The organism is Archangium sp. (assembly GCF_036388035.1).
Classification (GTDB): Bacteria; Myxococcota; Myxococcia; order Myxococcales; family Myxococcaceae; genus Archangium.
Genome location: NZ_DASVSO010001019.1, coordinates 1 through 4,623, shown reverse-complemented (window position 1 = coordinate 4,623; position 4,623 = coordinate 1). Strand labels below are relative to the sequence as shown.

Annotated in this window: 5 protein-coding genes; 3 read left to right on the top strand and 2 right to left on the bottom strand. The window is 72.0% G+C overall.

Annotated elements, in window-relative coordinates:
* The coding region (locus VF697_RS41995) for a cytochrome P450 (protein WP_331104184.1) at nt 1-1,136 on the top strand (1,136 nt) is incomplete at its 5' end.
* Entirely contained in the window at nt 1,133-1,762 is a 630-nt protein-coding gene (locus tag VF697_RS41990) for a class I SAM-dependent methyltransferase (RefSeq protein ID WP_331104183.1), read from the top strand. The genes VF697_RS41995 and VF697_RS41990, both read left to right, overlap by 4 nt.
* Before the next feature lie 9 nt (nt 1,763-1,771).
* On the opposite strand, the gene VF697_RS41985 is transcribed toward VF697_RS41990, so the two are convergent.
* Together VF697_RS41985 and VF697_RS41980 are read right to left on the bottom strand one after the other, a co-directional pair.
* Complete coding sequence (locus VF697_RS41985; protein WP_331104181.1) at nt 1,772-2,368, bottom strand: hypothetical protein; 597 nt, start codon at nt 2,366-2,368, stop codon at nt 1,772-1,774.
* A 2-nt stretch (nt 2,369-2,370) separates the two neighbouring features.
* Nucleotides 2,371-2,757 (bottom strand): VOC family protein, encoded by a 387-nt coding sequence (locus VF697_RS41980; RefSeq protein ID WP_331104180.1) that lies wholly within the window; start codon nt 2,755-2,757, stop codon nt 2,371-2,373.
* A 75-nt stretch (nt 2,758-2,832) separates the two neighbouring features.
* Between VF697_RS41980 and VF697_RS41975 the strand changes: the two genes are divergently transcribed.
* Nucleotides 2,833-4,623, top strand: a 1,791-nt coding sequence (locus VF697_RS41975; protein WP_331104178.1) for a ferrichrome ABC transporter permease, incomplete at its 3' end; no start/stop codon positions are given.

Below are 4,623 nucleotides of genomic sequence, written 5' to 3'. Positions count from 1 at the left end.
ACGAGGCGCGCAAGCGCTCGCAGGGCGGTTTTCCCCAGGCGATGATGAACAGCGAGGGCGAGGACTGGCTGCGCAAGCGCCGGTTCGTCCAGCCCGCGTTCCATCGCAAGTACGTGACGGCCTGCGGCGAGAAGGTCATCTCCCTCACCGAGCACCTGCTGGACTCCTGGCGCCCCGGTGAGCCCCGAGACATCCACGGGGACATGTCCGAGCTGTCGCTCGACATCGTCAGCCGCTTCCTCTTCCACGCGCCCATCAACGACGAGGCGCGGCATGTGGCCGCCGCGGTGGACGCCATCATGCGTCTCACCGGCAGCCCGTTCCGCTTCCCCATGTGGTTGCCCACGCCCACCAACGTGCGCCTGCGCCTGTCCCTGCGCAGGCTCGACACGGTGCTCGCCGGCATCGTCCGCCGCTACCGCGAGCGCCCCGGTGAGCCGCGGGATCTGCTCGGCATCCTCCTGTCCGCCGAGCAGCCCCTGTCCGAGGAGCAGCTGCGCGACGAGCTGGCGACGATGATCATGTCCGGCCATGGGACGACCGCGGACGGGCTCGTGTGGACGTCCTACCTCCTGGCCCAGCACCCCGAGGTCCAGGCGCGGCTGGTGGCCGAGCTGGACGAGGTGCTGGACGGCCGCGCCCCCCAGGCGGAGGACCTGCCCCGCCTGCGCTATACGGAGGCGGTGGTGAAGGAGTCCCTGCGGCTCTACTCGCCCGCGTGGATCACCAGCCGCGAGGCCCTTCGCGACTGCGAGCTCGGCGGCTTCCACGTGCCGGCGGGCACTACCCTGGGCATCAGCCAGTGGGTGACGCACCGAGACCCGCGCTACTACGAGGAGCCGGAGGCGTTCCGGCCCGAGCGCTGGCTGGCCGAGTCCATCAAGCAGCTCCCCAAGTACGCGTGGTTCCCCTTCGGCGGCGGCCCGCGGCTGTGCATCGGCGCGCCGCTGGCGATGCTGGAGCTGGTGCTCATCACCGCGTGCGTGGCGAGACGCTTCCGCTTGGAGCTGGCACCGGGCTGTGTGGTGAAGCCCCGCCCGGCGCTCGCCCTGCAACCGGTGGGCGTCCGCATCCTCCCGCACCCGCGCCCCGTCCGCAGCCGCACGGGGCCCCTTCCCGAAGAGGTGAGCGCATGAGCACGGTGCACGACAAGCCCGAGGTGGACGAGGTGCGGCGCACGTTCTTCCAGTCCGCCTACGCGCAGGGAGCCCCCTGGGACATCCGGCGCCCGCAGCGCGCCATCATCGAGCTGTGGAAGGCGGGGGAGATCGTGGGCGACGTGCTCGACGTGGGCTGCGGCTTCGCGGAGAACGCCCTCTTCCTGGCCGCCCAGGGCCTGCGGGTGAGCGGCGTGGACATGATGGAGCCCGCCATCTCCCGGGCGCGCGAGCAGGCGCGAGCGCGAGGGCTCGCGGTGGACCTGAACGTGGGCAACGCGCTGCGGCTGGCCGAGCTCGGCCGGCGCTTCGACACCATCATCGACTCGGCGCTGCTCCACGTCTTCGAGCCGGCGACCCGGCCCACCTTCGCCGCCAGTCTCGCGAGCGTGCTGAGGCCCGGGGGGCGCTACCACGCCCTCTACTTCCGCGAGGGGCCCCGGGCCATCTCCCCCGAGGCACTGCGGGCCGCCTTCGGCTCCGGCTGGCGGGTGCTCTCCCTGCGCGAGGCGCACTACGAGGAGACGGACCCCGAGGGGGCCGCGGCCTGGCTGGCCACCCTCATGTGGCTGGGGGACGCCTCCCCGACGGGCGCCTCCCCCTGACAGCGGGCTTCAGTCCCCGCCGCCGCCGCCCGAGGAGCCGTCTCCCAGCTGTCCTTCGGCATCATCGCCGGAGCACAGCACCTCTCCCTCATCGGTGGTGATGCAGGCGTGATCGCCGCTCTCGCAAACGGAGGTCAGGCCGTCGCCGCTCGTGGCGAGCTCGGGCCTTCCCGTCCAGTCGCGTTCGCCCCCGCGAGGAGTGGCCAACTCCCGATCCTGCCAGCAGTAGAGCTCGCCCTCGTGGCTCAGCGCACAGCCCGAGTGCCCTCCGAGCACCACCTGCTTCCAGGAGACCTCCGCCTGCACGCGGGTGGGCTCGAGCACCTTGCCGAACGGTCCGGCCTCGCCGAAGGGAAACCCTCCACTGTGGTTGATGCCCCAACACCAGAGCGCACCGCCCTGGTCGATGCCGCAGGTGCCGAACGAGTCCGCCGCGATGACCTTGAAGGAGTGGTCTCCCGCGACGGCCACCGGCGTGAGCGCCTCCTCGAGCTTGCCCGTGCCCAACGCCCCGAGCTCGCCGCTGCCCCAGCAGAAGGCCCGTCCGTCCGCCTTGAGCGCACAGGCGTGGCTGTCTCCCGCGGCCACCGCCCTCCAGGTGGCCACGCTCAGCCGACCTGGGTGGAGATCCACCAGGTGTTGCCCGAGGGATCCTTCACGCCCCCTCGACGGTCCGGGTCGCCCTTCTGCTGCGGCTCCTGCACGGAGACGCCGCCCGCGGCCAGGGCGCGCCGGTAGGTCTCATCCACGTCCGGCACGTAGACATGGAGCCAGATGGGGAACGCCGGAAACTGGCCTCCGCCATCGGAGAGCATCACCACCGTGTCGTCGATTCGCACCTCGACGTGCATGATCGAACCATCCGGTTGGTCGTAGCGGCGCAGCTCCTGGGCGTCGAAGGTCTTCTTCAAGAAATCAATCACGCGCTGGGCGCCGTCCACCATCACGTAGGCCGAGACGCTCGGATAACCTTCTGGCTTGTAGGGTCGGGTCACTCGTCTTCCTCCGGGCGTGGAGCCTGACGCTCCACATATGCTCCACGGGACTATACTCGTGGCCCCGCCCGCCGCATGGCCCGCTACGCCTTCACCCTCTTCGCCAGTGCCTTCCTCCTCTTCGGCGTCCAGCCGCTGGCGGGCCGCTTCGCGCTCCCCTGGTTCGGAGGCACGCCGGCCGTGTGGACGACGTGCATGGTCTTCTTCCAGGGCGCGCTCCTCGCGGGCTACGCCTACGCGCACGCGAGCGCGACGCGCCTGACGCCCCGGCGCCAGGTCCAGGTGCACCTGGGACTGCTCTCACTCGCGGTGGGGGTGCTCGTGGCGCGCGCGCTGCTGACGGGCTCTCCCGTGGCCCCCGGGCCGGAGTGGCGCCCCACCGGAACCGGGGAGCTCACCGGGCGGCTGCTCGCGATGCTGGCCGTCACCCTCGGGCTGCCCTTCTTCGTGCTGTCCACCACCGCGCCCCTGCTGCAGGGCTGGTTCAGTCGCGCCCGGCCGGGGCTGTCGCCCTACCGCCTCTACGCCCTGTCCAACGCCGGCTCGCTGCTCTCGCTGCTGAGCTACCCCTTCCTCATCGAGCCCGCCCTGTCCCGCGCGGCGCAGGGTCGGGCCTGGGGCGTGGGATTCCTGCTCTTCGCCGCCGGGTGCGCCGCGTGCGCGTGGGATGTGTGGAAGCGGGCGGAGGCTTCCGCGCCCCAGCGGGCCACGGACGGGGCCGGAGGCACCACCGGGGAGTCAGAGCGGCCGGGCCCCGGGTACCCGGTGGCGTGGCTCGGGCTGAGCGCCTGCGCGTCGGTGCTGCTGTTGGCCACGACGAACCAGCTCTCGCGGGACGTGGCGGCGGGGCCCTTCCTCTGGGTACTGCCCCTGGCGCTCTACCTGCTCACCTTCATCCTCGCCTTCGAGCGCGAGCGCCTCTACCACCGCGCCGTCTGGGTGCCCCTGCTCATCGCCTCGGTGGGCGCCGTGCTGGGGGTCAGCTTCGTGGGGCCTCACTGCCCGCTGCCCTTCCAGCTCCTGGCGTATGGCGGCGCGCTGCTGGCCGGCTGCATGGTGTGCCACGGCGAGCTGTACCGCCTGCGACCGGCGCCTCGCCACCTCAGCGCCTTCTACCTCCAGGTGTCCGCGGGCGGCGTGCTCGGGGGCGTGTTCGTCGGACTGCTGGCTCCGCGCGTCTTCGACACCTACGTGGAGTACCCGCTGGGGCTCGCCGCCTGCTGCCTCGTGGCGCTGGTGCCGCTGCTGTCGCCCTCCTCCGACGAAGGGGCGCTGGGGCGGATGGGGCGGCTGCTGGCCGTGTTCCTGCTCGCCTCCGGGGTGATGGGGATGGGGGTGTCGCTGCTGGACATCCGGCGCGAGGTGCGGGTGACGGCGCGCAACTTCTTCGGCGTGGTGCAGGTGCTCGAGCACGGCGTGGGCGATCCGGACCGGCACCGCTTCGCGCTCAAGCACGGTGCCATCACCCACGGCATGCAGCTCGCCGAGCCCTCGCGCCGCGACAGGCCCACGGCCTACTTCACCCCGGACAGCGGCCTGGGCCTGGCCATCGCCGAGCAACGGCGGCGGCGTGAGGCCACGGGTCAACCCTCGGGCCTGCGCCTTGGCGTGCTGGGACTGGGGGTGGGCACGAGCGCCGCGCTCGCGAGGGCCGGCGACTCGGTGCGCTTCTATGAAATCAACCCGGCCGTCATCGCGCTGGCCCGGGGCGAGGGGGGCTACTTCAGCTATCTGCGTGACACCCCGGCCCAGGTGGAGGTGGTGGAGGGCGACGCGCGCATCTCGCTGGAGCGGGAATTGGAGCGGGGTGAGCCGCAGGGCTTCGATGTGCTCGCGCTGGACGTGTTCAGCTCGGACGCGATTCCG

Coding starts and splice junctions, on each gene's coding strand:
- VF697_RS41990 (WP_331104183.1), top strand. CDS start 1,133: ATGAGCACGGTGCACGACAAGCCCGAGGTGGACGAGGTGCGGCGCACG.